General features: G+C 30.8%; 23 protein-coding genes and 1 pseudogene. 15 read left to right on the forward strand and 9 right to left on the reverse strand.

Going from position 1 to position 25,505, the window contains the following annotated elements:
• Positions 1 to 93: 93 nt before the first annotated feature.
• From tsaD to DR024_RS06195, 12 genes and pseudogenes are all read left to right on the forward strand, one after another.
• Positions 94 to 1,113, forward strand: a complete 1,020-nt coding sequence (gene tsaD, locus DR024_RS06140) for a tRNA (adenosine(37)-N6)-threonylcarbamoyltransferase complex transferase subunit TsaD (protein ID WP_055184033.1) — start codon at positions 94 to 96, stop codon at positions 1,111 to 1,113.
• A 9-nt stretch (positions 1,114 to 1,122) separates the two neighbouring features.
• A complete protein-coding gene (locus DR024_RS06145; RefSeq protein ID WP_111918334.1) occupies positions 1,123 to 2,142 on the forward strand; it encodes an alpha/beta fold hydrolase in 1,020 nt (339 codons plus the stop codon).
• 309 nt (positions 2,143 to 2,451) lie between these two features.
• Positions 2,452 to 3,651, forward strand: coding sequence for a S1C family serine protease (locus DR024_RS06150; protein WP_027099807.1), 1,200 nt, complete (start codon positions 2,452 to 2,454; stop codon positions 3,649 to 3,651).
• Between the two features lie 66 nt (positions 3,652 to 3,717).
• Positions 3,718 to 6,447: a sigma-54-dependent transcriptional regulator gene (locus DR024_RS06155; RefSeq protein WP_027099806.1), complete on the forward strand. Its 2,730-nt coding sequence runs from the start codon at positions 3,718 to 3,720 to the stop codon at positions 6,445 to 6,447.
• A 234-nt stretch (positions 6,448 to 6,681) separates the two neighbouring features.
• Positions 6,682 to 6,990 (forward strand): PTS sugar transporter subunit IIB, encoded by a 309-nt coding sequence (locus DR024_RS06160; RefSeq protein ID WP_027099805.1) that lies wholly within the window; start codon positions 6,682 to 6,684, stop codon positions 6,988 to 6,990.
• Between the two features lie 82 nt (positions 6,991 to 7,072).
• Positions 7,073 to 7,369: a PTS sugar transporter subunit IIA gene (locus DR024_RS06165; protein WP_027099804.1), complete on the forward strand. Its 297-nt coding sequence runs from the start codon at positions 7,073 to 7,075 to the stop codon at positions 7,367 to 7,369.
• A 130-nt stretch (positions 7,370 to 7,499) separates the two neighbouring features.
• Complete coding sequence (locus tag DR024_RS06170; RefSeq protein ID WP_111918336.1) at positions 7,500 to 8,393, forward strand: N-acetylglucosamine kinase; 894 nt, start codon at positions 7,500 to 7,502, stop codon at positions 8,391 to 8,393.
• A 19-nt stretch (positions 8,394 to 8,412) separates the two neighbouring features.
• Complete coding sequence (locus DR024_RS06175) at positions 8,413 to 9,501, forward strand: DUF871 domain-containing protein (RefSeq protein ID WP_027099802.1); 1,089 nt, start codon at positions 8,413 to 8,415, stop codon at positions 9,499 to 9,501.
• Positions 9,502 to 9,762: 261 nt separating this feature from the next.
• Entirely contained in the window at positions 9,763 to 11,121 is a 1,359-nt protein-coding gene (locus tag DR024_RS06180; RefSeq protein WP_055184029.1) for an MATE family efflux transporter, read from the forward strand.
• A gap of 85 nt (positions 11,122 to 11,206) precedes the next feature.
• Complete coding sequence (locus DR024_RS06185; RefSeq protein WP_051196090.1) at positions 11,207 to 11,608, forward strand: carboxypeptidase-like regulatory domain-containing protein; 402 nt, start codon at positions 11,207 to 11,209, stop codon at positions 11,606 to 11,608.
• Between the two features lie 113 nt (positions 11,609 to 11,721).
• Positions 11,722 to 12,728: pseudogene (gene eutH / locus DR024_RS06190) on the forward strand (ethanolamine utilization protein EutH).
• Positions 12,729 to 12,822: 94 nt separating this feature from the next.
• Positions 12,823 to 14,190 carry an MATE family efflux transporter gene (locus DR024_RS06195; RefSeq protein ID WP_111918338.1) on the forward strand — a complete coding sequence of 456 codons (1,368 nt, stop codon included), beginning with the start codon at positions 12,823 to 12,825 and terminating at the stop codon, positions 14,188 to 14,190.
• 46 nt (positions 14,191 to 14,236) lie between these two features.
• Here the strand turns inward: DR024_RS06195 and DR024_RS06200 are convergent, their stop codons facing one another.
• The 9 genes from DR024_RS06200 to DR024_RS06240 form a co-directional block, all read right to left on the reverse strand.
• Positions 14,237 to 14,710, reverse strand: a complete 474-nt coding sequence (locus DR024_RS06200; protein ID WP_055184026.1) for a DUF2628 domain-containing protein — start codon at positions 14,708 to 14,710, stop codon at positions 14,237 to 14,239.
• 130 nt (positions 14,711 to 14,840) lie between these two features.
• Positions 14,841 to 15,704 carry a class II fructose-1,6-bisphosphate aldolase gene (gene fba / locus DR024_RS06205; RefSeq protein WP_027099797.1) on the reverse strand — a complete coding sequence of 288 codons (864 nt, stop codon included), beginning with the start codon at positions 15,702 to 15,704 and terminating at the stop codon, positions 14,841 to 14,843.
• Positions 15,705 to 15,865: 161 nt separating this feature from the next.
• Entirely contained in the window at positions 15,866 to 16,789 is a 924-nt protein-coding gene (gene argF / locus DR024_RS06210; RefSeq protein ID WP_027099796.1) for an ornithine carbamoyltransferase, read from the reverse strand.
• Between the two features lie 52 nt (positions 16,790 to 16,841).
• The gene (locus DR024_RS06215) at positions 16,842 to 17,990 is read right to left on the reverse strand and encodes an aspartate aminotransferase family protein (RefSeq protein WP_034867266.1); all 1,149 of its coding nucleotides are present in this window, start codon (positions 17,988 to 17,990) and stop codon (positions 16,842 to 16,844) included.
• An 11-nt stretch (positions 17,991 to 18,001) separates the two neighbouring features.
• Positions 18,002 to 18,856, reverse strand: coding sequence for an acetylglutamate kinase (argB, locus tag DR024_RS06220; RefSeq protein WP_027099794.1), 855 nt, complete (start codon positions 18,854 to 18,856; stop codon positions 18,002 to 18,004).
• A 19-nt stretch (positions 18,857 to 18,875) separates the two neighbouring features.
• Positions 18,876 to 20,099, reverse strand: coding sequence for a bifunctional ornithine acetyltransferase/N-acetylglutamate synthase (gene argJ, locus DR024_RS06225; protein ID WP_111918340.1), 1,224 nt, complete (start codon positions 20,097 to 20,099; stop codon positions 18,876 to 18,878).
• A 25-nt stretch (positions 20,100 to 20,124) separates the two neighbouring features.
• Positions 20,125 to 21,159: an N-acetyl-gamma-glutamyl-phosphate reductase gene (gene argC, locus DR024_RS06230; protein ID WP_055184024.1), complete on the reverse strand. Its 1,035-nt coding sequence runs from the start codon at positions 21,157 to 21,159 to the stop codon at positions 20,125 to 20,127.
• 1 nt (position 21,160) lies between these two features.
• Entirely contained in the window at positions 21,161 to 22,549 is a 1,389-nt protein-coding gene (gene argH, locus DR024_RS06235) for an argininosuccinate lyase (protein WP_099328638.1), read from the reverse strand.
• The gene (locus DR024_RS06240) at positions 22,550 to 23,776 is read right to left on the reverse strand and encodes an argininosuccinate synthase (protein WP_027099790.1); all 1,227 of its coding nucleotides are present in this window, start codon (positions 23,774 to 23,776) and stop codon (positions 22,550 to 22,552) included. It lies immediately after the preceding gene.
• A gap of 256 nt (positions 23,777 to 24,032) precedes the next feature.
• Between DR024_RS06240 and DR024_RS06245 the strand changes: the two genes are divergently transcribed.
• The 3 genes from DR024_RS06245 to DR024_RS06255 all read left to right on the forward strand — a co-directional run bounded on the left by DR024_RS06245 (position 24,033) and on the right by DR024_RS06255 (position 25,454).
• Entirely contained in the window at positions 24,033 to 24,461 is a 429-nt protein-coding gene (locus DR024_RS06245) for a UDP-N-acetylglucosamine pyrophosphorylase (protein ID WP_111918342.1), read from the forward strand.
• An 86-nt stretch (positions 24,462 to 24,547) separates the two neighbouring features.
• Positions 24,548 to 25,072: a signal peptidase I gene (gene lepB / locus DR024_RS06250; protein WP_034867264.1), complete on the forward strand. Its 525-nt coding sequence runs from the start codon at positions 24,548 to 24,550 to the stop codon at positions 25,070 to 25,072.
• Between the two features lie 70 nt (positions 25,073 to 25,142).
• Positions 25,143 to 25,454 carry a DUF1540 domain-containing protein gene (locus DR024_RS06255; RefSeq protein ID WP_027099787.1) on the forward strand — a complete coding sequence of 104 codons (312 nt, stop codon included), beginning with the start codon at positions 25,143 to 25,145 and terminating at the stop codon, positions 25,452 to 25,454.
• Positions 25,455 to 25,505 lie beyond the last annotated feature (51 nt).

Raw genomic sequence — 25,505 nt, forward strand, 5'->3', positions numbered from 1 at the left:
CTTATTAATACAAGATATAAAAAATATACATAATGTTTAATGAAGTATTATACAATATAGTTTTAATAAATATAAAGTACGAGGGATAACGAAATGGAAAAGAAATTAATATTATCTATTGAATCTAGCTGTGACGAGACATCTGCTGCAGTTATTGAAAATGGAAGAATAGTATTATCAAATATAATAGCTACACAAATAGATACACATAAAAAATTTGGAGGAGTAGTGCCAGAAGTAGCATCAAGAATGCATATAGAGGTAATAGATAAAGTTGTAAAGGAAGCTTTGGATGAGGCAAATGTAACCTTAGAAGATATTGATGCAATTGGAGTTACTTATGGACCAGGACTAGTTGGAGCATTATTAGTTGGTCTTCAGTATGCTAAAGGCTTAGCATATGCAGCTAATAAACCTTTAATTGGAGTAAATCATATAGAAGGACATATATGTGCTAATTTTATTCAACATAAGGATTTAAAGCCACCTTTTGTATCTTTAGTAGTATCAGGAGGTCATACTTTTATTGTTCATGTTAAGGATTATGGCAAATATGAAGTATTAGGTCAAACAAGAGATGATGCTGCTGGAGAAGCTTACGACAAAGTGGCAAGAGCTTTAGGGTTAGGATATCCAGGTGGTCCAAAGATAGATAAGCTTGCAAAGGAAGGAAACCCAAATGCAATAGAGTTTCCTAGAGCTAGGTTCCATGAAGAAACTTTAGACTTTTCTTTTAGTGGTTTAAAATCTGCAGTATTAAACTACTTAAATAAATGTAGTATGCAAAATATTGAAGTTAATAAAGCTGATGTTGCAGCATCTTTCCAAAAAGCTGTGGTAGAAGTTTTGAGAGATAATGTATTTTTAACAATTAAAAATAAGGAATTAGATAAAATTGCTATAGCTGGAGGTGTAGCAGCTAACTCAGCTTTAAGAGATGCATTAATTAGTGAAGGTGAGAAAGTTGGCGTTCAAATATTATTCCCAGAGCTAAAGTTATGTACAGATAATGCAGCTATGATAGGTTCAGCAGCATATTTTAGATTTATAAATAATAAATCGTCTTCCCTAGATTTAAATGCAAAACCAAATTTAAAATTAAATGAAGGATAGGTGAAAAGTTTGAATCTTATACCTGAATCGAATGGACTTCATAGAGTTAATATGAGAGAAAAATTATCTATATTGCAATGGGTAAAAAAAATTAGTATTGTCTTAGCAGTGATTTTGCTATGTGGATTTATATTTCAAAGCTTAAGTAATTTTGTAGGAAATGAGCAAGTAAGGCAAAGATTAAACTATGTAAAGATTGATGATAATAAGATAGAATATAAAAGTAGTGGAAGCGGAAGCTACACAATTGTTTTTGATGGAGCTTTAGGAACTAATCTTTATGCTTGGAATGATGTGTGTAAAAGTGTTGAAAAAGAATTAGGTGTTAGAACACTAGTATATAATAGAGATGGATATGGCTTTAATACTATTAGGGATAAAAAAGATATAGCATCTCAAACAGAAGAACTTAGAGAGTTAATAAAAAAATTAGGTCTAACTGATAACTTAATTCTTGTAGGCGAAGAGTATGGTAGTTTAATTATGACTAATTTTGCAAAAGAGTATCCAGAGTTGGTATCTGGTATGGTATTAATAAGGCCATTATCAGAAGAAGTTTTAAAAAGTAAAGAGTTTAAGAAGAGTATAAGATGGAAGTATTATAAAAGTAAAGTTGAAGCAGTAGGAGCCTCTTTTGGATTAACTACATTAATGGACAAGTTAGGCCTTACTTATTCTATAGATGGGTTTGAAGAAAACCTTCCAAAAGGAGCAGATGAAGAATTTGCAGTACATAAAACTAAAAAGAACTATAGAAAAGCAGTGAGTAATGAATTAGAAAACTTATATAAATATAACGGAGAAATACAAATAGACAATATGTTTGTAGACAAGCCTTTATATATAATAACCGATAATGAAAATGACCCTGTTGCAAAAATTGGTACAAGCAAATTGACAACTATATATCATACAGAATCTGAAGCAGGTATAATTTCAAGTACAAATAATACTTCTATTGAATCTGGAATATCAATTGTATTAAAGGAAGCCAAAAAAATAGAAAAACTAGCAAGTAAGAGTAAATAGGGATTTGTTGGTGCAGAATATAAATATATTCTGCACTAATTTTTTCGATCTAGGAAAATATAAAATTTTAATTAGTTATAAATAAAAGGTATTATTATTAAATATAAAATCAAGAATAATAATTTTATAATTTCCTTACCTTTAGTGCTAGTGGAGGAGATATTTGTTTCCATGTAACTTGTAGTTTGCGATGGAACGATCAAAATAGATATTTATCCATCCTTTTTTGAAATTTTATGCCATATAGTTGTCACAAATAAAATATATACTCAAATTAAAGAAAATAAAGTGCATATAGGAGGTTTTAACATGGATAACGAAAACAATAATGAACAAGGATTTGTTTTTTATCATGAGCCTGATAAATTTGAAGAACATAATAATTTTGAAGATAATAAGAAACCAAAGAATAAAAAGGGATTAAAAATATTTGGTACAATAGCAATAACACTTGCAATAGCATTGTCTGGAGGACTAATAGGTGGCTTAGTAACTTATAAGACAATAACAAGTAAGTTAGAAGGCAAGACAGTAAACTTGGCTCCAGTTAATTTTACTCAAAGTGATGAAAAGGCTCTTTCAGCACAGGAAGTATATCAAAAGGTAAGTCCAGCAGTTGTTACTATCTCAACTAAAGGAACTGAGTATAAAGGATTTTTTGCTCAAAATGTTGAGGGGATAGGATCTGGATTTATAATAAATGAGGATGGCTACATCTTAACAAACTATCATGTTGTTGAATTAGCTATTTCTAATAATACAAAGGATGTAACAGTAATATTAAGTAATGGAGAAGAGGTGGCTGCAAAGGTTGTTAACTATGATCAAAATAGAGATATTGCAATGGTTAAGTTAGCAGATGGAACTAAGGTGCCAGCTGTAGCAGAGTTGGGAGATTCTGATGGATTATATGTAGGGCAAGAAGTTGTTGCTATAGGCACACCACTTGGAAAGAATTTTGCACAGACTTTAACAAAAGGAATTGTTAGTGGAGTAAATAGAAATCTAACAACTGAAGGTGGAAATACTGGTGATTATATTCAAACTGATGCAGCAATAAATTCAGGTAATAGTGGAGGACCTTTAATAAATACTAAAGGTGAAGTAATTGGAATTAATACAGCAAAATTATCAGGTCAATCAGAAACAACTATAGAAGGTATGGGATTTGCAATTCCAATTAATGATGCAAAAGATAGAATAGAAAGCCTATCTAAGCCAATCCTAAATTTAGGAATAACTGTTAGAGAAGTGAATTCAGAATTAGCAAAACAAAATAATCTTCCTAAAGAAGGCTTATGGGTAGTTGGAGTTACTGAAAATTCACCAGCAGCAAAAGCTGGAATACAGCCATCTGATTTAATTATAAAGTTTGATGGAAAAGAAGTAAAAACTTTTGATGAGTTAAGTAAATTAAAGAGTAATAAAAATGCAGGAGATAAGGTGGAAGTAGTTGTATATAGAAATGGAAAAAATGTATCTTTAAGTATGCAATTAGCTGAAAGTTAGTTATTAATATAGTATAATTAAAGTTAGGTACTTAATAGTACCTAACTATTTTTTTAGGGGGCAAATATGAGTAAATTAGATGAAGTTTATAACTCATTATTACAACTAGAAAATAAAGGCCGTAAAGGTATATCAGCAATAGAATTAAGTAATTTTATGGATTTAGATAGAGCTAATATTTCTAGATATTTAAACACTTTATATAAAGAAGGAAAGCTGGAAAAAATAGAAGGTAGACCTGTATTATATTCTGTTATAAAAAAGAATAGCCTTTATAAAAGTAAAGGTTCAACTATAGATTTAAATAACAAAAATAGCTTAGATAAAATGGTTGGGGCAGAACAAAGTCTGCAGATACCTATACAGCAGGCAAAAGCAGCTATGCTTTACCCCCCAAGAGGCTTACATACATTAATATTAGGAGAAACAGGTGTAGGTAAATCAATGTTTGCTGAATTAATGTATGAATTTGCAAGAGAGTCAGGTGTTATCTCTGAAAATGCTCCATTCATAAGATTTAATTGCGCTGACTATGTAGATAACCCTCAATTAGTCATGGCACAAATTTTTGGAGTGAAAAAAGGAGCATATACTGGTGCTGACTGCGATAAAGATGGACTTTTAAAAAAGGCTGATGGTGGAATTATATTTTTAGATGAAATACATAGGTTATCACCTCAAGGTCAAGAAATGTTATTTACATATATAGATAAAGGTTATTTTAGACCATTAGGTGATACTGAAAATCCTATTAATGTAGAAGCTCAAATAATTACGGCTACTACTGAAGAACCCCAATCATTCATGTTAAAGACATTTACTAGGAGAATACCTATGACTATAACATTACCATCATTAAAAGAGCGTAGTGTTCAAGAGAGGTATTACCTATTAGAAGAATTTATAAAAGAAGAGTCTGTAAGACTAGGAAAGAGTATATATTTTAATAAAAATGCGTTAATTTCATTTTTATTATATGATTGTCCTAATAATATAGGTCAATTAAAAAGTGATATACAATTAGCTTGTGCTAAAGCATTTCTTAATTATAAGGCAAATGGAAGAGATTATATTCTTGTAGAACAAAGTGATCTACATCAAAGAGTTAATAAGGGATTAATGAAGTTACAAGAATTTAGAGGTGAAGTAGATGAGCTTTTAAGAAATATGGGGGATGTTCTTAGATTCTCCTATAAAGATAATGAAAATACATTTAATATGGTGGATTTTAAAGAGGAAAGTAAAATAACAGGTGAGTATTTTTATGATATTATAGAAAATAAATTAGAGGATCTTAAAAAAAAAGGATTAGAAGAAAAAGAAATAAATGATATTTTAAATATAGATATAGAAAGATATTTTCAAAAGTATATAAGAGACTTACCTAAAGAATTTAGAAGAGATGAAATAACTAAAATAGTAGATAGTGAAATAGTAGATATTGTTGCAGAGATTTTAGATATAGCTTCATCTAAATTAGGCAGACAGTATGATGAAAAAGTATATTTTGGATTAGCGTTACATCTTCAAGGGAGTTTAGAAAGAATAAAGCAAGGGAATAAAATATATCATCCTAAATTAAATTTCATACGTTCACACTATTCTAAAGAATTTCTCATAGCTATGGAAGTTGCGCAGAAGATAGATAATAAGTTTGATGTTGAAGTTCCACTAGATGAAATAGGATATCTTACTATGTTTATAGCAGCTAGACCTTACGAAATAGATGAGAAGAAAGATGGTAAGGTTGGTGTACTTGTTATAATGCATGGGCATTCAACAGCTAGTAGCATGGTGGAAGTGGCTAATTCCTTGATAGGAGAAAATTATTCTAGAGCATTAGATATGCCTTTAACCATGAAGGCAGAACAAATGTATGAAATAGCTAAACGAAAAGTAATTGAAATGAATAGTGGTAAAGGTGTTCTATTACTAGTTGATATGGGATCTTTGACCAACTTCGGAAGTATGATTAAAGAGGAAACAGGAATTGATGTAAGAGCAATTGATATGGTAAGTACATTATTAGTAATAGAAGCTGGAAGGAAGGCTATTAACGGAAGAGATATAAATGAAATATACAAATCTTGTTTAGAAATAAGCAGATACGGTATACAAGGAGTAAGGAATAATACTGAATTAAAAGAAAATCTAATCATTACTGCTTGCTTTACAGGAGAAGGATCTGCGGAAAAGTTAAGACAAATACTATTGCAAAGACTATCTAATAGGGATAAAGTAAAGATTATTTCACTAAATATATTAGATAAATCTGATTTTATCGATAAGATAGATAGTTTGAAGTTAGAGTATGGAATATTAGCTGTTGTAGGCACAGTATCATTAAATATAGAAGGAATTCCGTTCATTCCTGCACCTGATATATTAGCGGAAGATGGTATAGATAGAATTGATGAGTTTATTAGTAGGGAAGAAGACTTTAAGAGAATTACAAAGTCTATAGATGCTCAAATTGAAAATATAGATGGTATTGAATTAGTTCAACTTGTAAGAGAAGCTATGGAACGAACAGAAGAAAACTTGGGTATAATGATATCTCATGAAGTTAAAGTTGGAATAATAATACATCTATGTTTTCTAATTGAGAAGACTATTAGTGGTGGTAAAGGAAAGAGTTTTGATAAACTTAATGAATATAGAGATAAGCACAGTAAGGAGTTTATTTTAGTTAAGCAAAGCTTAAGAAGAATTGAGTTGACTTATAATATTAATATATCTGATAATGAACTTGCATTTATAGTTAGAATGGTAACAGAAAATGATATATCTGTGTAATAGTTAAAGAGAGTGTGTAAAAAAAGTAGTGTGTAAAATTGTGTGTAAGATAACTGTGTATTTAAAATACATAGTTATCTTTTGTTTTACCTTTAGAAAACTTAGGTATAGAGTCATTTGAAAAAAAGTAAAAAAAGATAAATAGTTGGCATACAAATTGCTTATAATATATAGTGCAAAAGTAAATAATTTAAAATTAAAAAATTATAAATATAATTTGAGGGGGAATCAACCATGTTAAAAATTTTATTATGTTGTTCAGCTGGTATGTCAACTAGCTTATTAGTAACTAAGATGCAAGCTGCTGCTAAAGAGCAAGGAATTGAATGTTCAATCCAAGCTATGGCAGAAGGTGAAGTTAAGAATCACGAAGACGAAATGGACGTATTATTATTAGGACCACAAGTTAGATTCTTATTAAAGAAGATGAAGGAAAAATATGAACCAAAGGGAATTCCAGTAGACATAATCCCAACAGTTGATTATGGAACAATGAATGGTGCAAAAGTTTTAGCTTTAGCATTAAAGATGGCTGGAAAGTAATTTAGCTTATAAAAAGGGGAGAATACTGGGGGGTATTTATATCGGCATATAAGCTAAAGTCAAATGAAAGGATGTATAAGTAATGGAAGAAATCATAATGAATTTAATTATGCACAGTGGAGAAGCTAGAAGCTACTCTATGGAGGCTATTCAAGCAGCAAAAGAAAATAACATAGAAGAAGCTAAAAGTTTAATAGAAAAAGCTGATGAAGAATTAGGACATGCACATAATGCACAAACAAGCTTAATTCAAGCAGAAGCAGGTGGAGATAAGGCAGAGTTTTCATTATTACTTTGTCACGCACAAGACCACTTCATGACTACAATGACATTAAAAGATGTAGCTATAGAAATAATTGATATATACACAAGATTATAGTATCAATTTAATATGAACTCTAATGTTTTACATTAGAGTTCATTAACTATAATTCTATTGTTTCAACGCTGATGAACGGATTATTTTAATACAGAATTAGATGAGAAATAATTAATAAAGGGGAATAGTTATGGATTATATAATTGGAGTAGATGGAGGAGGCACTAAAACTGAAGCTGTTGCTTATGACTTAAGTGGGGAAGTTTTAGCAAGAGCGCTAACTGGTTTTGGTAACCTTGTTAATGGAAAAGAAGAAGCTTTAAATAACATAACTACTTCAATAGAAGAGTTAATTATAAAGCTTGGACAAGATGGGTTAAAGGGAATATACTTGGGGATTGCAGGAAGTGAAGTTGGGGAAAACGCTAAATTAATTTATAATGAAGTAAAGAATAAGTTTTCTTTAGAACCAGTGGTTATGAATGATGGTGACTTGGCTTTAAAGGCATTATTAGAAGGTGAAGATGGAATTCTAGTAATAGCAGGAACGGGGTCAACAGCATTTGGTGTTAAAGAAGATAAACAGGCACGTTGTGGTGGATGGGGCCACCTACTTGGAGACGAAGGAAGTGCCTATAATATTTCTATAGAAGCTTTCAAAAGAATGATTCATGAAGAGGATTATGGAATTGATAGAAGTGAACTTTCACAGGCTATTTTAGATAAATTGAACATGACTACTGTAGATGAAATTGTTGGGTTTATCTATTCTGCAACAAAAGATGAGATTGCTGCGATGGCCAGCTTAGTATCTATTTATGCTGAAAAAGGTGATGACTATGCTAAAAATATATTAATAAATGAAGGTATAGAAATTGCAAAGTCAGCAGAGAGGGTATTTAAGAAATTAAACTTTGATAAATGTAGAATAGGATTAGTAGGGGGCGTTATTAGAAAATCTAAAGATTTAAGAAAAGCCTTCGAAAATTATCTGAAAGAAAATATTAATGTAGTTGCTTATGTTGATAACGATGTTTCAGCTGCAAAAGGAGCATACTATATTTACCAAAAAACAAACAACTGATTTTATTGGAGGGCACATAATGAAAAGATTAGGGATTTCAGTTTATCCAAGTCATAGTTCTATGGATGAAATAATTGAGTATGTAGAGTTAGCTGCAAAATATGGCTTTAAGAGAATTTTTACTTGTCTACTTTCTGTAGAAGGAAAAACTACTGAAGAAGTAGTTGCAGAATTCAAAAGAATGTTAGATGTAGCAAACAAGCATGGAATGGAAGTAATAGCAGATTTAGATCCAACAGTATTTAAGAACTTAGGAGCATCTATAACAGATTTATCTGTATTTAAAGAAATGGGATTAAGCGGAATTAGATTTGATGAAGGTTTTGCTGGAAATGAAGAATCTATAATGTCATTTAATCCATATGATTTAAAAGTTGAATTAAATATGAGTAATGGTACAAAGTATGTAGACAACATATTATCATTTAGACCAAATGTAAACAACATATATGGATGCCATAACTTCTATCCACATGTTTATACTGGACTTTCATTAGAACATTATATGAAATGTACAGAACAATTTAAGGAATTAGGAATTAATACAGCTGCCTTTGTAAATTCTCCAACAGCTAAGTTTGGACCATGGCCTGTATCAGAAGGGTTATGTACTTTAGAAATGCATAGAGATATGCCAATAGATGTTCAAGCGAAACATTTATTTGCAACAGGTATTGATGATGTTATAATAGCTAACTGTTATGCATCTGAAGAAGAATTAAAGGCTTTAAGTGAAATTAATAAAGAAATGCTTGAGTTCACAGTTGAATTAGTTGATGGAATTCCTGAAATAGAAAGAAAAATCGTTCTTGAAGAATTCCACTTCAACAGAGGAGATAATTCAGAATACATGGCTAGATCAACTCAATCTAGAGTTAAGTATAAAGGTGAGAAGTTCCCACCATTTAACACTCCAGATATAAAAAGAGGAGATATAATTGTAGAATCTGATTTATATACTAGATATGCTGGAGAGCTACAAGTAGCACTTAAGGATATGAAGAACAGTGGAAAGAGTAATGTAGTTGCTAGAATAGTAGAAGAAGAATTATTCTTATTAGATTACATTGAGCCATGGACTAAGTTCTCATTCAAATTAAAGAAATAGTTAGTTACGCCGTAGATATTTATCTACGGCTTTTTTCTTTATATTTAGTAGGCGTGGGTGAGATATTTGTTTCCATTTGACTTGGAGCTTAGCCGCGGAACAATCAAAATAAATATCCATGCTACTTTTTTTATGTTAATAATTGACATTGTAAATTTTCCTTGATAGAATATCTAAAGATAATTAACCAACAAATAGTGAGAAGCAACCACTTTAACTCTTCTAAAGTGCTTGCTTCATTTTTATTATTAAGGGGGACATATGAAAGCAATTTTAGAAAGAGACAAAACATTTTATAAAAAAATATTTGTAATAGCATTACCAATTATAATTCAAAACTTTATTACCTCATCATTAAATATAGTGGATACAATTATGATTGGAAAATTAGGTGAAGTAGAAATAGCCTCAGTAGGAATAGGAAATCAGTATTTTTTCTTATTTAATATTTTAATTATGGGAATGTTTAGTGGGATGGCCGTATATACTTCGCAGTATTGGGGAAGAAAAGATATAGCAAGTATAAAAAAAGTAGTAGGTTTAGGAAGTTTATTAGCAGTAATTATAGGATTAATATTTACAGTGGTTGCACTAATATCTCCTAGTTTTATTGTTTCTATATTTAATAAAAGTACAGATGTTATACGATTAGGCTCAGAATATCTAGGAGTTGTATGTTTAAGCTATGTATTTACTGCATTAACATTTAATTTTGCAACTGCATTAAGGTGTATTGAAAAAACATCTATTCCAATGTTAGTAAGTGCAGTAGCATTATTAACTAATACATTTTTAAACTGGGTATTTATATTTGGAAATTTAGGGGCTCCTGCTATGGGAGTAAAAGGAGCTGCTATAGCAACATTAATAGCAAGGGTATTAGAAACGACTATATTGATAGCATATATTTATATTTCTAAGAGTGTATTGGCTGGTAATATGAAAGAATTATTTTCATTTTCTAGAGATTTTGTAAAGATGATATTTATAACTATGATTCCTGTTTTATTAAATGAAGGATGCTGGGGGCTAGGATCAGTAATGTATAATGTTATTTATGGAAGAATAGGTACCCAAGCTATAGCCTCAGTTCAGATTGCAACTACAGTATATAACCTGTTTATGGTAGTCATTTTTGGAATAGGATCAGCATCTCTTGTTATAGTTGGAAATGAAATTGGTAGGGGAGATAAGGACAAGGGATATAAATATGGCAAGAAGTGTGTGATGTTAGGGTGTATAGTAGGAATAATTTTATCTTTAGGGCTAATATTATTATCTAATCAAATAGTAACTTTATATGATGTATCTGAGCAAGTGAGGATATGGGCAAGAAATATTTTATATGTAATAGCATTTATAATGGTAATTAGAGTTTATAACATTATAATAATTGTGGGTGTTTTAAGAGGTGGAGGAGATGCAAAGGTATCATTAGCTATTGAAGCATCAACAATGTGGCTTATAGGAGTTCCTGTAGCCTTTATAGGTGCTTTTATACTTAAGCTACCTGTATATCAAGTTTATGCTTTATGTACTTTAGAAGAGATTGTAAAAGGGGTATTTTGCTTAAGAAGATTTAAATCTAAAAAGTGGATTAATAACTTAGTAGAGCAATAATGATAAATTTTAACAGAATAATAGCACATTTCTTTTTCTCAAACATATTTTATAAGTATAAAGAACAACTACGGAGGTAAAAGTTATGAGCGGGAAATGTGCTGTATGTTCAGTATGTCCAAGAGAAAATCAACAAATAGAGGCTGTTATTAAATTACCAGTTGAGAAGAGATCAGTTATTCATGGTACAGTTTTAGATGCTAATGGATGCCCAGTAGCAGATGCTGTTGTTAAACTACTTCAAGTAGTAGATGGTTGCAAATTACCATGTCCATTGACTCACACATTTACAGATCAATATGGACAATTCTTACTAGGACCTTTATGCCCAAATAGAAAATATATGTTAAAGGTTTATAAAGATAATATCCAAGTTAAGTATATGCCATTAGATGTTTCTTGCTACGATGGTAAATGCATTGGTGTTAATCCAGCAAGTGGTTGTGGATGCAAAGGTAATTCAGACAATAATAGCTGCGGTTGCTAGAAATAACTAAAGTAATTTACAAAAAGCCCTTTTTAAGGGCTTTTTATTCTTTTATAGATATTATATACTAATAAGGTTAAAATATTTAAGATTTTGTATAGTGGGAGAAAAGGATGGAAAGTATAGTGCTTTATATTATAACTTTATTTTTTATATTGGGAGCTATAGATTATGTGCTAGGAAATAAGTTTTCTATTGGAGAAGAATTTGAGAGTGGTATAAAAACTATGGGACCTCTAGCTATATCTATGGTTGGAATACTATCAATAACACCATTACTATCATCTATAATAGAAATAGTTGTAGGTCCAATTGCAAAGAACTTTAATATAGACCCATCTATATTTTCTTCAAGCTTTATTGCTATTGATATGGGAGGGTATAATATTGCTTCTAATATTGCAAATTCAAGTGAATTTGTTATTTTTTCAGGTATATTAATGGCATCAATTTTAGGGTGCACTTTAAGTTTTACATTACCTTTAGCATTAGGGCTAGTGAAAGAAAAGTATATGGATTCTCTTACAAAAGGATTTTTATGTGGAATAATAACAGTACCTATTGGATTGTTTATAGGTGGACTAGCATTGAAAATAGATTTAAGAAGCTTATTTATAAATCTTTTTCCTATAATACTTTTATCCGTAATTCTTTCTATAGGAATTATTTTTAAGCCAAAGTTATGTATATTTATATTTAATTTTATTGGCAAAGTTATAGTATGTATAAGCGTATTAGGATTAGTAATACAAGGAATATATTCAATAATAGGAATAAAAATAGTAGAAAATATAATGCCATTACAAGATACTCTTTGCATAGTAGGAAAAATATCTATTTTTCTTGGTGGAGCATATGTAATGCTTAAATTTATTAAAAAATATTTGGTAAGCAATTTAATAAGCTGGAGAGAATATTTGGTGTAAATAGTAATACACTTTCTGCTTTTATTGGTTCATTTGCATCTGCAATAATTGTTTTTGATAATTTTCATAAGTTAGATGAAAAGGGAAGAGTTATATGTTCTGCATTTTCAGTGTCAGGGGCTTATGTTCTTGGTGGACAGTTAGGTTATGTAGCAAGTGTAGAAAAGGAATATATGATACTATATATTTTGTAAAGATATTATCAGGAATATTAGCAATTATATTTGCATTGTTTATTTTGAGAAGAGAAGATAAAAATAGAAAAGTTATAAATACTGAGGAGGCATCATGAAGAAACAAGTTGATTTAGTATCAGGAAAAATATTAGAACCATTAATTAAGTTATCTTTACCTATTTTGGGAACGTCATTTATTCAAATGGCATATAACATGACAGATATGATTTGGATAGGTAGAGTAGGAAGTTCGGCAGTTGCAGCAGTAGGTACAGCAGGATTTTTTCCATGGCTTGGTATGGCACTAGTTTACATATCAAAAGTAGGTGTCGAAGTTGGAGTATCTCAGGCCATAGGTAAGAGGGATAACGTAGAAAGAGACAAATACATAGCAAATAGTATATTTATTAATATAGCTCTTGCAATTATATATACATTAATAATTTTAATGTTTAGAACATCCCTTGTTAACTTCTTTAATTTAGGGGATAGTGAAGTAATTAGAATGGCTCATGAGTATTTAATAATAGTTATTCTAGGTACTGTATTTACTTTTATTAATCCTATTTTCACAAGTATATTTACTGCATCAGGTAATAGTAAAACACCATTTATTATCAATACTATAGGATTAATATTTAACATGGTATTTGATCCAGTATTAATATTTGGTGTAGGATTTATTCCTCCATTAGGAGTTGTAGGGGCGGCATTAGCAACAGTGTGTGCACAAGTTGTAGTAACATTAATATTTATACTAGCTTATATAAAAAATCATTATGTAACAGGAAGAAAAGCAATTAAGTATTTAGATAAAAAGGTAATGTTAAATATAACTAAACTTGGGATGCCAGCTTGCTTAGAAAATGGATTATTCACAATTTTTTCTATGATTATTGGTAGAATAATTGCACAGTGGGGAGCAACAGCTATAGCAGTTCAAAAAGTCGGTTCTCAGATAGAAGCTATATCTTGGATGACTGCTGGTGGATTTGCAACTGCTCTTACAACATTTATTGGACAAAATTATGGCGCAAAAAAGCCTGAAAGAATAAAAAAGGGATTTAAATCAACATTAGGAGTTTCTGTATTTGTTGGACTTATAGCATCTATAATATTAATAGGCTTTTGTAGAGCTGTATTTAGTTTATTTATACCAGAAGAAGAGGCAATTGTAGGTGGGATAGAATATTTAAGAATACTTGGTTATTCTCAAATATTTATGTGTATAGAAATAACTACTGCAGGTGCATTTAGAGGATTAGGCGAAACTATTTTGCCATCATTTGTTAGTATAGTATTTTCTGGCATTAGAATACCTATGGCTATATTTTTAGCATCTACTTTGGGACTAGGAGTTAATGGAGTTTGGTGGAGTATAACAATATCCTCTATAATAAAAGGAATATTAATGATATCATCATACTATTATAAGTTTGGAAGACAAAATAAGCTTGAAGCAAAGGTATTACCAGAATAATAATAAGGGAAAGTATCAAAATTAATGATACTTTCCCTTTAATTTTTTATTTAAGCATAAATTCATATAAGCAGAATTGTAATAGGTAGAATATGATAGCATATTTTATATCGCTTCCCCCAGCTTTTGAAATTAGGTCTAATATTTCATGCTCTGATTTTGATGGATTATTAGCCTTAATTTTAGAGATTTCTCTTTCTGCATTAAGTAAATATATATTCGTGCCAAAAAAGCCTAAGAAAAGCAATAGAGCAGTTGATAATATACCACTGAATGGAATAGGAATAATTAAAATCAATGCTAAGTTGGCAATAAAAATAGCTAGGGCAGGAATGATAGATTTTCTAAACATTAGCCAATACATGTTAAGGAAAAAGCATGGCCAATTCCAATTTAATGATGAAGGATTATCTATAAACCTGTCTAGTGTTTTGCTATAAAAAGGTGAGTAAGCATTACTACCTATATATGCTTCTAATTGGTTTCTAGTTATAGAATCGTTTCGTTTAAATATTTTCATAAGTATTCCTCCTAATCTTCATTATAATTATGATTATACGAAATGAATATTCATAGGTCAACGTTTGTGAATTATTATTCATATGGAAATAAAAAGAAACTCAAAGGAATACTTTGAGTTTCTTGAAATATTAAGCTTGGTTTACTGAACCGAAAAGTTCCATCTTTTCTTTAACAGTAGCCTTTATAGCTTCGAATCCTGGTGCAAGAAGTTTTCTTGGGTCAAATCCCTTACCTTCTAAGTCCTTACCAGCTTCGATATATTTTCTTGTAGCTTCTGCGAAAGCTAATTGACATTCAGTGTTAACGTTGATCTTAGCAACTCCTAATGATATAGCTTTCTTTATCATATCTTCAGGGATACCAGTACCACCGTGAAGAACTAATGGCATATCTCCAACAGCTTCCTTAATTTTAGCTAGAGCATTAAAATCTAACCCAGCCCAGTTTGCAGGATACTTTCCGTGGATGTTACCAATACCAGCAGCTAACATAGTAGTTCCTAAATCAGCTATTTGCTTACATTCTGCAGGGTCAGCGATTTCACCAGCACCTACAACACCGTCTTCTTCTCCACCAATTGATCCAACTTCACATTCTACAGAAATTCCCTTAGCATTAGCGTCTGCTATTAATTTAGTAGACTTTTCTATGTTTTCTTCAATTGCATAGTGAGAACCATCGAACATTACTGAAGAGAATCCAGCTTCGATGCACTTATAAGCACCTTCAAAGCTACCGTGGTCTAAGTGTAATGCAACAGGAACAGTTATGTTTAAACCTTTGATTAAACCGTTAACCATACCAACGATTGCATCGTATCCACCCATATATTTACCAGCACCTTCAGAAACACCTAAGATTACAGGTGAGTTGTTTTCTTGTGCAGTTAATAGAATAGCTTTTGTCCATTCTAAGTTATTGATGTTAAATTGACCAACAGCATATTTACCGTCTCTAGCCTTATTTAACATTTCTTTAGCTGAAACTAACATAATGTGACCTCCAAATATTTTGTAAATTTTTTTGAATTTTGAGTAATAAATATACAAATATATTTTACCCTACTAAGGGTTATTATAACTTTTATTTGTCAAAAAGGAAACAATTTATCTTAAAAATTTATGTTATAAGTGTAAATTTAGAAGGTATAGTATTAATTTTTCATTAATTTAACAAGCACTGCTTTTTGTGCATGCATTCTATTTTCAGATTCATCAAATATTTCTGAAGCATGAGCTTCTAATACCTCCTCAGTAATTTCTTCTTCTCTATGAGCTGGTAAGCAGTGTAAAACAATAGCATTAGGTTTTGCTAAATCCATAAGTTCGCTATTAACTTGGTAATCTTTAAATGCTTTAATTCTATTTTTAGCTTCAGTTTCATGTCCCATACTTGCCCAAACATCAGTAATTACAACATCAGCATTTTTTATAGCTTCAGAAGGAGAGTGAGTTATAGTAAACTTTGTACATTCTAGTTTAGATAACTCTTTTCCTCTAAGTAGATAATTTTCATCAGGCATGTATTCTTTAGGGGAAGCTAAAGAAAAATTCATACCAGTTTTTAGGCATCCTACTATTAAAGAATTTGCCATGTTATTTCCATCACCTATATAAGCTACATTTAATCCTTCAAGAGTATTTTTATATTCTCTGATTGTCATTAAGTCAGCAAGCACTTGACAAGGATGTTCAGAGTCCGTTAAACCATTTATTATAGGAATAGAAGAATACTTTGCTAAAGTTTCTACTTCTTCCTGAGAGAAAGTCCTAATCATGATTCCTTGAAGAAACCTGGATATAACTCTAGCAGTATCTTTAATTGGTTCTCCACGGCCAATTTGTAAATCTCTGCTGCTTAAAAACAAAGCATTACCTCCAAGCTGATACATACCGGCTTCAAAGGATACTCTTGTTCTTGTTGAACTTTTTTCAAAAATCATACCTAAGCTTTTTCCTTTTAAGTGTTCATGTGGAATGGCATGTTTAAATTCATATTTTAATTGATCTGCAAGGTTTAATATATCCAAAATCTCTTCTTTTGATAGATCGTCCATTTTTAATAGATGCTTTTTCATAGAAATCCCCCTTTTTAATAAATAACGGGGACTAAATCCCCGTTGAATAAATTTATAGGCAGCTAATTAAAGTATTAATTCCATCACTTAGTTCATCTTCACTAATTATAAGTGGAGGAAGTAATCTGATAACATTAGGTCCAGCTGTAAGAACTAGCAATCCTTTTTCAACAGCTTTCTTTTGAACCTCAGAAGAACTTCCTTCAATTTCTATTCCTAAGATTAAACCTTTGCCCCTTATTTCTTTAATCTTAGATGATGAAGAATTATTTAATAGTGTTTTAACTAATTCTCCTTTTTTTTCAACAGATGCATATGTCTTGCTATTACATATTTCATCAAGAACAACAATTGCACCAGCACAAGAAACTGGATTTCCTCCAAAGGTTGAACCATGGTCTCCAGGATTAAATACTGATGAAGTTTTTTTGTTACACAATATTGCACCTATAGGTAGCCCAGCACCAAGCCCTTTAGCAAGGGTTACTATATCTGGATTAACATCAAAATGATTATATCCAAATAACTTTCCAGTTCTAGCAATGCCACATTGTACTTCATCAAATATTACTAATACATCTTTTTCCTCACATAATGATGTTACAGTTTGAACAAATTCTTTAGTAAGAGGGTGAACTCCACCTTCACCTTGAATTGATTCCATAATAATTGCACATACATCATTAGATAATTTTGATTTGAAATCTTCTATATTATTAGCTTCTACATAATCAAAGCCTTCTGGGAAAGGGAAGAAGTACTTATGAAATTTTTCTTGACCAGTTGCTTTTAATGTAGTTATAGTCCTTCCATGAAAAGATTGCTTTAAGGTTAATATTTTATTTCTTCCCTCGCCATATTTGTCAAAACTATATTTTCTTGCAAGTTTTATAGCTCCCTCATTAGCTTCTGCTCCTGAATTAGCAAAGAATACTTTTGACATAGAAGCAAGTTTTGTAAGCTTATTACTAAGTTCTATAGTAGTAGGATTTAAGAAAATATTTGAACAGTGTTGTAAATTATGAATTTGTTTTTCTATAGCACTTGTCCATTTAGAGTTATTATAGCCTAGAGAATTTACACCAATTCCACTAGTTAAATCTAAATACTTTTTTCCATTTGTATCGTAAAGATAAACACCTTCTCCTTTTTCCAAAACTGGAGATAGGGGAGAGTAGGTATTCATAAGAGAATGTTCCATATTTATACCTCCTAATAAATCATAGTTCCTATACCATCGTTAGAGAAAAGTTCAAGGAGTAATGAATGAGGGACTCTGCCATCAATTATATGTGCTCTTTCTACACCCATACGAACAGATTCAACACAACATTGAATTTTTGGTATCATACCTCCCTTTATAACTCCTTGAAGAGTAAGTTTTGGTATTTCGTGTAATCTTAAAACGGAAAGTAGGGAAGTTGGGTCTTTAGGATCCTTAAGAACTCCAGCAACATCAGTTAATAAGATTAGTTTTTCTGCCTTTAAGGCTGATGCAATTTTTGCAGCACATGTATCAGCGTTAATGTTATATAAGTCATTACCATCTTCACCAATAGCCATGCTGCCTATAACTGGAATGTAACCAGCATCAAGAGCCATCGTAATAGCTTCTGTATTTACTGAAGTTACTTCTCCTACATAACCTAAATCAACTTCACTTTCTAGTTTTTTAGCCTTTAGTAGAGAACCATCAAGACCACATAGCCCTATTGATTTTCCACCAGCTTTTTCAATAAGAGTAACAAGGTCTTTATTTACCTTACCACCTAATACCATTTGAACTACTTCCATAGTTTTTTTATCTGTATAACGTAATCCATTAATGAATTCGCTTTTTTCTCCTAGTTTATCTAGAAATGATGAAATATAAGGACCACCACCATGTACAACTATAGGCTTAAAGCCTATACATTTCATTAGAACAATATCATTAATTACTGTTTCTCTTAGTTCGTCGCTAATCATTGCATTGCCACCATATTTAACTACAATTATTTTTCCATTATAGTGTTGGATGTAAGGTAGTGATTGAACCAATATTTCAGCACGTTCATTAAGATCCATTTTTTATTCCTCCTAATAATTAGCTTCTGTAATCTCCATTTATTTTTACATAGTCATAAGTTAAATCACATCCATAAGCAGAAGCAGCTATATCTCCTATATTAAGATTTACTTCAATCAGTATTTCATCTTGTAATAAGATGTCTTTGGCTTTATTTTCATCAAACTCAATGGAGGATCCCTGTCCACATACCTTAATTGAGTCAGATGAACTTGTAAAATAAACATCTACCTTATATGGATCAAAATCAACATCAGAATATCCTAGGGCACATAAAATTCTACCCCAGTTGGCATCTGATCCAAATAAAGCAGTTTTTACAAGACTTGATTTAATAACACTTTTAGCTAACTTTACAGCATTAGATTCAGAGGTAGCACCAGTTACTTTACATTCTATAAGTTTCGTGGCACCCTCGCCATCCTTTGCAATTTTTTTTGCTAATACTACATTTAAGTAGTTAAGTGCTTCAATAAATTTATAATAATCCTCACCCTTTTCAGAGATTGTTGGATTTTCAGCTAATCCATTTGCTAGTATTAATACCATGTCATTAGTGCTTGTATCTCCATCAACACTTACTCTGTTATAACTTATATTTACACTAGACTTTAAGGCTTCATCTAATAATTCTGGTGATATTGAAACATCAGTTGTAATAAATGAAAGCATAGTGCCCATATTTGGTTCAATCATTCCAGAACCTTTACAAGTAGCTCCAATTCTTACAGTTTTAGAGCCTATTTCAAGCTCTAATGCAATTTGTTTTTGAGAAGTGTCTGTTGTCATTATTGCTTCAGTTGCATCTTCATATCCTTCTATAGATAATTTTTTTGTAATTAGTGGAATTCCACCCTTTATTGCATCAATATTTAATGGAACACCAATAACTCCAGTAGAAGCTACTAATACTTCATCAGTTTTAATATTTAATGCTTTTGCTTGCAGTTGAGCCATCTTTTTAGCTTTTAATAAACCATCTTGTCCATTGCAGGTGTTGGCATTACCACTATTGCAAATTATAGCTCTAGCTTTTTTGTTAGAAAGATGCTCCTTTGTGATATATATTGGCGCTCCTTTTACCTTGTTTTTAGTATATACACCAGCACCGATACTAGGAACTTCTGAGTAGATTAATGCTAAATCTTTTTTTAAAGAATTTTTCTTTATTCCACAATGTATACCAGCAGCTAAAAAACCTTTTGGAGCGGTAACACTGCCATTTATTATTTTAAAATTCATTATAATAGCCCCCAATCATAAATTTTTAAAAGGCTGGTGAAATGAAGTTTAAGCCTTCTGTTTCATCAAAGCCTAAAATTATATTCATATTTTGTATAGCTTGTCCTGCAGCACCTTTAACCATATTATCAATAGCACTTACCACAATTAGTTGATCTTTACGATGATTTAAATGAAGTGATATATTACAGTAATTAGAGAAACGTACATTTTTAGTACAAGCTATTTCTCCAAGAGGAAGTATATTTACAAAAGGTTTATCTAAGAAGAAACTTTCATATAGTTTATGAATTTCTTCTAGATTAACATTTCCTTTTGGAGTGCAATAAATTGTTGATATTATGCCCCTATTAATAGGAAGTAGGTGAGGAGTAAAGGTTACAGAAACCTTTTCCTTAGCCATAACCCCTAGGGTTTCTTCTATTTCAGGGGTATGCCTATGTGCACCAACTTTGTATGGAGCAAAGTTCTCATTTAATTCTGGGAAGTGGCTAGATATTGTTAATCCACGGCCAGCCCCTGTAGCTCCTGATTTAGAATCACATATTATTCCTTTGGTTTCAATAAGTGAATTCAATAGGAGAGGCATAAGTCCTAATTCTATTGAAGTAGGATAGCAGCCAGGATTAGCTATAAGCTTTGAGTCTTTAATTTTTTCCTTATTTAATTCAGGTAATCCATATACACTTTTTTTATGTAATTCTGGATGTGAAAAACTTCTTTCATACCAGAACTTGTAATCTTCTTCATTAGAAAGTCTAAAATCTGCCCCAAGATCTATACAAATTTTATTACTGTCGATACAGTTAGCTGCAATATCCTCACTAAGACCATGAGGTAAAGCAGTGAAAATCACATCAGCTTTAGCTATAACTTCATCCATTGAACTACATACTAATGAAGTGTGATTGAAAAAGTTTTTGTATATGGACTCAAATTCTTGTCCTTCAAAAGAAACTGAGCTAATAGCTGAAATTTCAATTTTCTTATGATTTAACAAAATCCTCATAAGTTCTGCACCTACATACCCTGTAGCACCTATTATTCCTACCTTTATCATTTTAAAGTCCCCCTTTTATTTCTTTGATGAACTTAGCTAGTCTGTCTAATTGAATTTTTACTGACTTAGTAGAAGGTCCCCCAATCACTTGTCTTTCTTCCACACAAGTTAGCAAATCAATGGAATTATATATGTCCTCTTCAAAGATAGGAGAGAAGCTTTTTAGTTCATTTAATGATAGTTCATCAATTGCTTTGTTTTTATTTATACAGTAAATTACTATTTCACCCACTATTTCATGAGCATTTCTAAAAGCTATTCCATGCTTTACAAGGTAATCAGCAACATCTGTTGCATTTGTGAATCCGCCTGCAGCACCTTTTCTCATTACTTCCTTTTTAATCTTCATAGTATCTAACATTCCAGTAAAAGTTTTAAGAGAAAGAGTAACTGTATCTAAAGCATCAAATAAGGCTTCTTTATCCTCCTGCATATCTTTGTTGTATGCAAGAGGAATACCTTTCATTACTGTTAATAATGTAATTAAGTCCCCATAAACTCTTCCAGTCTTACCACGAACTAATTCGGCAACATCTGGATTTTTCTTTTGTGGCATAATTGAACTACCAGTAGAGTAGCCATCATCAAGCTCTATAAAATTAAACTCATTTGTGCACCAAAGAATTATTTCTTCAGAAAATCTTGAAAGGTGCATCATTATAATTGAAAGAGCAGATAAAGTTTCTATTACATAATCTCTGTCTGACACAGAATCTAAGCTGTTCCATGTTACATCTGAAAATTCAAGTTCCTTAGCTACAAATTCTCTATCTATTGGATAGGTAGATGTAGCTAATGCACCGGAACCTAATGGCATTTGATCAGTTCTTTTATAAGTATCTTGAAGCCTACCAATATCACGCCTTAACATTTCGCCATAAGCTAGTAGGTGATGAGCAAGAGTTATTGGCTGAGCTTTTTGCATATGAGTATATCCTGGCATTATGGTTTCTATATTTTCTGAAGCTTTTTTATGAATAACTTCTTCAAGTTCAATAATACAAGATACTATATTATCTAAAGCTTTCTTTAAATATAATCTTAAATCTAGGGTTACTTGATCATTTCTACTTCTGCCAGTGTGAAGCATTTTTCCACAAGCCCCTATATAATAGGTGAGAGTTCCTTCAACAAAACTGTGGATATCTTCAGAAGTAGGATCAACTTCAATAACTCCGTTATCTAGTCTTTTTAATATTTCATTTAATCCATCTTCAATTTTTTTACTTGATTTATTTGGTATGATTCCTTGTTTTCCTAGCATTTTTACGTGAGCAAGGCTTCCTTCTATATCTTCTTTGTACAATCTAGAGTCAACATTTATTGAAGAATTAAAATCATTTACTAAAGTATCAGTTCCTTTTTTGAACCTTCCACCCCAAAGTTTCATTTATTTTTCCTCACTTTTAATTTTTGCAGCCATTTTAGCTTGTACTGTAATTGGAAGACCAAATAAATTAATAAATCCAGCAGAATCTTTTTGATTATAAACTGCATCTTCACCAAATGTTGCATATTCTTCGCTATATAATGAATAAGGAGATGTCATACCTGCATTAACAATATTACCTTTATATAGTTTAAGTTTTACTTCACCAGTTACTGTTTCTTGAGTTTTATCTACAAAAGCAGAAAGTGCTTCTCTTAGTGGAGTAAACCATTGTCCGTTATATACTATATCTGCAAACTTTAAAGCAATTTGTTCTTTATAATGAGAAGTTTCTTTATCTAAACATAATTCTTCTAAATCCTTATGGGCTTTATATAAAATAGATCCACCAGGAGTTTCATAAACACCTCTTGATTTCATACCAACAAGTCTGTTTTCTACCATATCAGTGATACCAATAGCATTTTCTCCACCAATTTTATTTAATTCTTCAATTAATTTAACACCACTAACTTTTTTCCCATTTAATGCAACTGCAACGCCTTTTTCAAATGTAAGAGTTATATAAGTTGGAACATCAGGCGCTTGTTCAAGTGTTTTAGATAATTCAAGAATTTTTTCATAATTAGGTTCATTAGCTGGATCTTCAAGATCAAGCCCCTCATGGCTTAAATGCCATAAGTTCATATCTTTACTATAGTTAGTTTCATAAGTGATTTTTATAGGAATTTCTCTTTTTAGAGCATATTCAATTTCTTCTTCTCTAGATTTTATATTCCATATTCTCCAAGGAGCTATTATTGGCATTTCTGGTGCAAAGGCTTTAACAGCAAGTTCGAATCTAACTTGGTCATTACCCTTTCCAGTACAACCATGACATATAGCATCTGCCCCCTCAGCTTTTGCTATTTCAACTAGTCTTTTACCTATTAGAGGTCTTGCAAAAGAAGTACCAAGTAGATATTTTCCTTCATAAACTGCCCCAGCCTTTATTGTTGGAAATATATAATCATTTACGAATTCCTCTGTTAAGTCTTCTATATATATTTTTGAAGCACCTGTTTTAAGTGCTTTTTCTTCTAAACCTTCCAATTCTGATTTTTGCCCCACATTTCCTACAACTGCTATAACTTCACATCCATATGTTTCTTTCAACCATGGAATAATTATTGAAGTGTCTAGTCCTCCTGAATAAGCTAGTACAACCTTGTTAAATGTTTTTTTCATAAATAATAGCCCCCTTAATTTATAATAATTTCTATATTTTACTAAGTGTTTATAATTATACACTTATATATACTATTATGCAATATTTATTCAAGAAGATATTAAAAATATTCATTTTAAGTGCATAAATAATAAAAAACAATGCATAAAGCTAAAGTAAATGTTTACAAAAATAGTGTTTAAATAAACCTTTAAAATATAAAATAGGAATGTATAATATAATTAAATAAAAGTTACTACAAGGAAGGTGTTAATAATGAAATATGAATTAACAATATATGAATTAGGTAAAGCATTAAAAAAGATAGAAGATAAATATAATTTATCAGTTATGATAAAAAAAGAGCTAAGTGGCGGATGGATGACTATAATGGGATCAGCTAAGATGGAAGTGTTACCTTGCATAGGTGGAGGATGCCATGGAAAGAACATAAATATTTTAGAGATAAGAGTAAGTTCTGACGAGAATTCTGGAAGCCTAGTTAAATTGACAGGTGCTAAGAATAAAAAGTTTAATGTAGATGTAGCTTCAGCTAGATATAAAGAGATATCTACAAATTCTTTAACATTAGATCAAATTAAAGTTAATGAGAATGAAACTAAACTTAGAGTTGATGAAGATATTATATTTACAATTAAGTGTAGAGCAGAAAATATTGATAAAATAATTAAATCTGCTTTATAGGAAAAAAGGTATGATGGTAAAAATCACATCATACCTTTTTATTTTATTTAGTAAGTGGTAAAATATTGAAAAGGAGATTAGTGATTATGAGCGATAAGGTAAAAGAGAAAAGTAATTTTTTTAAAGATTGGATTATGCCAATTATTGTAGCTATTATAATATGTTTTTTTATAACTAAATATCTATTATTTTGTTCAGTAATAAGTTCTGGCTCTATGATGCCTACACTAAATAAGAATGATAGAGTCTTAGTTACTAGAGTATACAATACTGATAAGATAAGAGATGGAGATATAATTGTTTTCTCAAGAGAAGATGAGGAAGATCCAGTGGTTAAAAGAGTAATTGGTGTTGGCGGAGATAAAATTTCTATAAAGAATGGTGATGTTTATAGGAATGGAGAGTTAATTGATGAACCTTATGTGGAATATAAAGATGATTATACAGGAGATTTTGAAGTTCCTAAAGATAAATTTTTCTTTCTTGGAGATAATAGAAACAATTCAAAAGATTCAACTGTTTGGGATTATCCGTATATAGATAAGGATGATATTATAGGAAAAATGCAAATAAAGCTATATCCATTTAAAGATTTTGGAAGTGTTAAATAAGTAGTAAAAAGAATAATAAAGCTTAAGTAAACAAATACTATTTCTGTTAATAAAAATTAGGAGGGATAGTATGACAAAATTAAATTGTTGTGTTGAATCATGTGCTTTTAACAAAAGTGAATGTTGTTGTCTTAATAACATAGAAGTAGGGGGGCATAAAGCTGAAGCACCTACTAATACATGTTGCCAAAGCTTTGAAGAAAAATCAGAAGCTTTTACAAATGATGCAATGGAACCTGAAATGCATTTAGAAGTTGCATGTGAAGCTAAGAATTGCGTATATAATAGTCAAGGAATGTGTGATGCTGAACATATAGATATAGCAGGAATTTCTGCAAGTGCTATTGGAGAAACACTTTGTGCAACATTTCATTGTGAATAATAAAAAGAAGCTATCTTACAAAATTAGATAGCTTCTTTTTATTATTTAAGA

It is taken from the genome of Clostridium paraputrificum (assembly GCF_900447045.1).
Taxonomy (GTDB): domain Bacteria; phylum Bacillota; class Clostridia; order Clostridiales; family Clostridiaceae; genus Clostridium; species Clostridium paraputrificum.

What these genes read in the sequence shown, in the direction of transcription:
- DR024_RS06245 (WP_111918342.1), top strand. Translation starts at nt 24,033, where the DNA reads ATGAAATATGAATTAACAATATATGAATTAGGTAAAGCATTAAAAAAG.
- DR024_RS06195 (WP_111918338.1), top strand. Translation starts at nt 12,823, where the DNA reads ATGAAGAAACAAGTTGATTTAGTATCAGGAAAAATATTAGAACCATTA.
- DR024_RS06170 (WP_111918336.1), top strand. Translation starts at nt 7,500, where the DNA reads ATGGATTATATAATTGGAGTAGATGGAGGAGGCACTAAAACTGAAGCT.
- argC (WP_055184024.1), bottom strand. Translation starts at nt 21,159, where the DNA reads ATGATAAAGGTAGGAATAATAGGTGCTACAGGGTATGTAGGTGCAGAA.
- lepB (WP_034867264.1), top strand. Translation starts at nt 24,548, where the DNA reads ATGAGCGATAAGGTAAAAGAGAAAAGTAATTTTTTTAAAGATTGGATT.
- DR024_RS06240 (WP_027099790.1), bottom strand. Translation starts at nt 23,776, where the DNA reads ATGAAAAAAACATTTAACAAGGTTGTACTAGCTTATTCAGGAGGACTA.
- DR024_RS06160 (WP_027099805.1), top strand. Translation starts at nt 6,682, where the DNA reads ATGTTAAAAATTTTATTATGTTGTTCAGCTGGTATGTCAACTAGCTTA.
- DR024_RS06255 (WP_027099787.1), top strand. Translation starts at nt 25,143, where the DNA reads ATGACAAAATTAAATTGTTGTGTTGAATCATGTGCTTTTAACAAAAGT.
- argF (WP_027099796.1), bottom strand. Translation starts at nt 16,789, where the DNA reads ATGAAAAAGCATCTATTAAAAATGGACGATCTATCAAAAGAAGAGATT.
- tsaD (WP_055184033.1), top strand. Translation starts at nt 94, where the DNA reads ATGGAAAAGAAATTAATATTATCTATTGAATCTAGCTGTGACGAGACA.
- DR024_RS06215 (WP_034867266.1), bottom strand. Translation starts at nt 17,990, where the DNA reads ATGGAACATTCTCTTATGAATACCTACTCTCCCCTATCTCCAGTTTTG.
- fba (WP_027099797.1), bottom strand. Translation starts at nt 15,704, where the DNA reads ATGTTAGTTTCAGCTAAAGAAATGTTAAATAAGGCTAGAGACGGTAAA.
- argJ (WP_111918340.1), bottom strand. Translation starts at nt 20,099, where the DNA reads ATGAATTTTAAAATAATAAATGGCAGTGTTACCGCTCCAAAAGGTTTT.
- DR024_RS06200 (WP_055184026.1), bottom strand. Translation starts at nt 14,710, where the DNA reads ATGAAAATATTTAAACGAAACGATTCTATAACTAGAAACCAATTAGAA.
- DR024_RS06155 (WP_027099806.1), top strand. Translation starts at nt 3,718, where the DNA reads ATGAGTAAATTAGATGAAGTTTATAACTCATTATTACAACTAGAAAAT.
- DR024_RS06175 (WP_027099802.1), top strand. Translation starts at nt 8,413, where the DNA reads ATGAAAAGATTAGGGATTTCAGTTTATCCAAGTCATAGTTCTATGGAT.
- argB (WP_027099794.1), bottom strand. Translation starts at nt 18,856, where the DNA reads ATGGATCTTAATGAACGTGCTGAAATATTGGTTCAATCACTACCTTAC.
- DR024_RS06185 (WP_051196090.1), top strand. Translation starts at nt 11,207, where the DNA reads ATGAGCGGGAAATGTGCTGTATGTTCAGTATGTCCAAGAGAAAATCAA.
- argH (WP_099328638.1), bottom strand. Translation starts at nt 22,549, where the DNA reads ATGAAACTTTGGGGTGGAAGGTTCAAAAAAGGAACTGATACTTTAGTA.
- DR024_RS06150 (WP_027099807.1), top strand. Translation starts at nt 2,452, where the DNA reads ATGGATAACGAAAACAATAATGAACAAGGATTTGTTTTTTATCATGAG.
- DR024_RS06165 (WP_027099804.1), top strand. Translation starts at nt 7,073, where the DNA reads ATGGAAGAAATCATAATGAATTTAATTATGCACAGTGGAGAAGCTAGA.
- DR024_RS06180 (WP_055184029.1), top strand. Translation starts at nt 9,763, where the DNA reads ATGAAAGCAATTTTAGAAAGAGACAAAACATTTTATAAAAAAATATTT.